The organism is Microcoleus sp. B13-B6, from assembly GCF_036705405.1.
Taxonomy (GTDB): Bacteria; Cyanobacteriota; Cyanobacteriia; order Cyanobacteriales; family Microcoleaceae; genus Microcoleus.
Window position 1 is genome coordinate 1 of the sequence record NZ_JAUBUJ010000228.1, and the last position, 2,575, is coordinate 2,575.

The following is a 2,575-nucleotide window of genomic DNA, read 5'->3' on the forward strand; positions in this document are numbered from 1 at the left end:
GGTCAAACCAAACTGGTAATGCTGGTAGACCGAACTGTTTCAGCCGTCAACATCGACCAATATGCCTTGCTAGTCGTAGACAAGTTTGTCCGGCGCGAACTCATCAAAGTTGGTAATGACCTCGTGCAGCTTGGCTACGAGACTTCCACCGAATTGGATGCGATACTAAATAAAGCCGAGGAAAAGATTTTTGCCCTCAATAAGTACAAAGAAGAGCGGCAAAAAGCTATTCGGCCTCTCTCGGAATACTGCGGGGAGCTTTGGCGATATCTAGATGAAATTGAGGAAGAGCGCTTGGAGACTGCTAACTACTTTCCTGGAATCAGCACAGGGTTTTACGACCTCGACGACCTATTGGGAGGCGGATTTTACCGAGGTGAATTGATTGTTATAGGAGGTCGTCCCGGCAGCGGCAAAACAGCTTTGGCTTGTGCCCTTGGCTACAACATTGCTTGCCTTCCCACGAACGGTCGAGTTTTGATGTTTTCGATGGAAATGCCAGGTCGGGACTTGGCAGCGCGACTAATGGCACTTGAGAGTGGGGTGTCGGTGAAAGATATCAGGAAAGTTAACCTAGCTGGTAAGTACGAAGTGCTAGCTTCGGCTTTGGGGAAAGTTAGCGATGCTGATTTTTGGATAGACGAAACTTTGGAACCGTCTCCCTTGGAGATTCGTTCCAGAGTTAGGGAGTTTGTTTGTGAGCGCGGCCCATTGGGTTTGGTAATTGTTGATTACTTGCAATTGATGGTGAATTCGGCGGATGAAAATGTTGTCAATAAAATTAGCGAAATTACGCGGCAGATGAAGATTTTGGCTCGCGAGGTTGACGCGCCGGTTGTGCTGCTTTCTCAGCTCAATCGGGGGGTAGAGACTCGCACGAACAAGCGTCCAAGTTTATCAGATTTGCGTGGCTCTGGTGGAATTGAACAGGATGCGGATGTTGTGCTTGGAGTTTACAGGGACGATTATTACAATCCTGATTCTCCCGATCGGGGAATCGCTGAAATTATTGGATTGAAAGGACGGAATAGCGGAACGGGAACGGTTAAGTTGCTGTTTGATGCTGAATGCTGTCGGTTTCGGAATATCTATAAACTCCGGTAATATTAAAGGACAGGAAAATATTGAGCTCTGTCGCCTTACTTCAGAATCCCGAGTGCCTTGACAAGCTGTTCCGGCTGTACCTCCAAATAGCGCTGGAGACTCGACAAATTTTTGTGTCCCGAAATCTCCATAATCACCCGCAGCGGCACCCCCGCATTGCTCAAATTAGTCAGCGCCGTCCGCCGCATCGAATGTGTTGAAGCCCCCTTAATTCTTACCCGCTTGCAAGCTTCTTTAAAAATCACATCCGATGCGGCGCGAGTCAAAGGCTTCGTATTGTCTCGCCCCGGAAACAAAAAACCTACATCTGGATTGTAAGCCTTTAAATACTTAGCCAGCATAGGATGGAGCGGCAGCGTTCGCGTTGCTGATTTCCCCTTTGTCGTCGCTTTCCGCAACGTGACTGACCCCCCAACAATGTCGTGAGTTGTTAAAGCTAACGCCTCTGAAATGCGGCAGGCACAGTAAAAAGTTACAGCAAACAAAAGCCTGTCCCTTGCTGTCATAAAACCCCGGTCAAACAGTCGGTCAATTTCTGCGGGCGTCAAAATCTTAGCGCGCCCATTCCCTTGAACCTTCACGGCGCAGCCTCTTAGAGTAAATTCCTTCATTATTGGACGAAAGGGGATTTACGTCAAGTAGGCTAACTGGCTTCTATTCTTTGATGGCCAACCAAATCCGGCTCAATCGCTTTCTGGGCAATCGGAGGCGCTTGTTGCAACTCACTTCCCGCTTATTGCTATTCAACTGACTCGAATTCTCGGGAAAGTTGATAATCGGCAAGGTAGCGATCGCGTCTATGAGGTCTCTGAAGGTAACAGGTTCAAGGGCTGTCATAACACCGCGCCACCAAGAAAATTATTAGTAACTAATCTAATTATACTATTGTTTGATTCTACCTGCAACCTTTTTTGCTGGCTGGTTATATTCTGAAGAACAAGTCATCAATATTCTCCAATAGTTCTTCTACTTCCCGGTGTGGTTCGATTTGGAGAGGTTTGTCGATCATCGCACCTCGCTGACGAAAGCAACTACACCTTTACTATACCAGTCTGCTGCAACCGGACTTGATATCAACGCGATTGGGCGGGAGCTCAAAAAACTGATAGCCTAGCCAGAGTTGGGCTTTGAGAATAGTTCGTCAAATATAGATTCCAATTGATTGATTTAAGGAAATATCGCGCTGCAATTTCTTTATCAAGAAATTGGCATAAAAACCTATCAAAACAAATCTGTTGCAGTCGATGCACAGTTGAGAACTCATGTCAATCTCAAAAGGAAAGCGAGATTTGATTTCGACCCTGCCACTAAAACAGTTGAAGGATATGCCGCCTGCAATTGAATTTCCTGTAAACTTTGTCAAAATTCATCTCCCGCGCTTTAAGTGCGGCGAGATGGTGCGCTGGACGGGTGTTAGCGAAGAAGCTGACAGAGGAATGGTTATCGGCAAATTTTACAACTACGAACAATG

At 46.7% G+C, this 2,575-nt stretch carries 4 protein-coding genes; 2 read left to right on the forward strand and 2 right to left on the reverse strand.

Going from position 1 to position 2,575, the window contains the following annotated elements:
• On the forward strand, positions 1–1,104 hold a 1,104-nt coding region (locus QUB35_RS38780), incomplete at its 5' end, for a replicative DNA helicase (RefSeq protein ID WP_333148366.1).
• 35 nt (positions 1,105–1,139) lie between these two features.
• On the opposite strand, the gene QUB35_RS38785 is transcribed toward QUB35_RS38780, so the two are convergent.
• Together QUB35_RS38785 and QUB35_RS38790 are read right to left on the reverse strand one after the other, a co-directional pair.
• Positions 1,140–1,715 (reverse strand): site-specific integrase, encoded by a 576-nt coding sequence (locus QUB35_RS38785; protein ID WP_333148368.1) that lies wholly within the window; start codon positions 1,713–1,715, stop codon positions 1,140–1,142.
• Between the two features lie 43 nt (positions 1,716–1,758).
• Positions 1,759–1,941 (reverse strand): hypothetical protein, encoded by a 183-nt coding sequence (locus QUB35_RS38790; RefSeq protein ID WP_015179663.1) that lies wholly within the window; start codon positions 1,939–1,941, stop codon positions 1,759–1,761.
• 425 nt (positions 1,942–2,366) lie between these two features.
• On the opposite strand from QUB35_RS38790, the gene QUB35_RS38795 reads away from it, so the two are divergent.
• Positions 2,367–2,575: hypothetical protein (locus tag QUB35_RS38795; protein WP_333148370.1), on the forward strand; the 209-nt coding region annotated here is incomplete at its 3' end.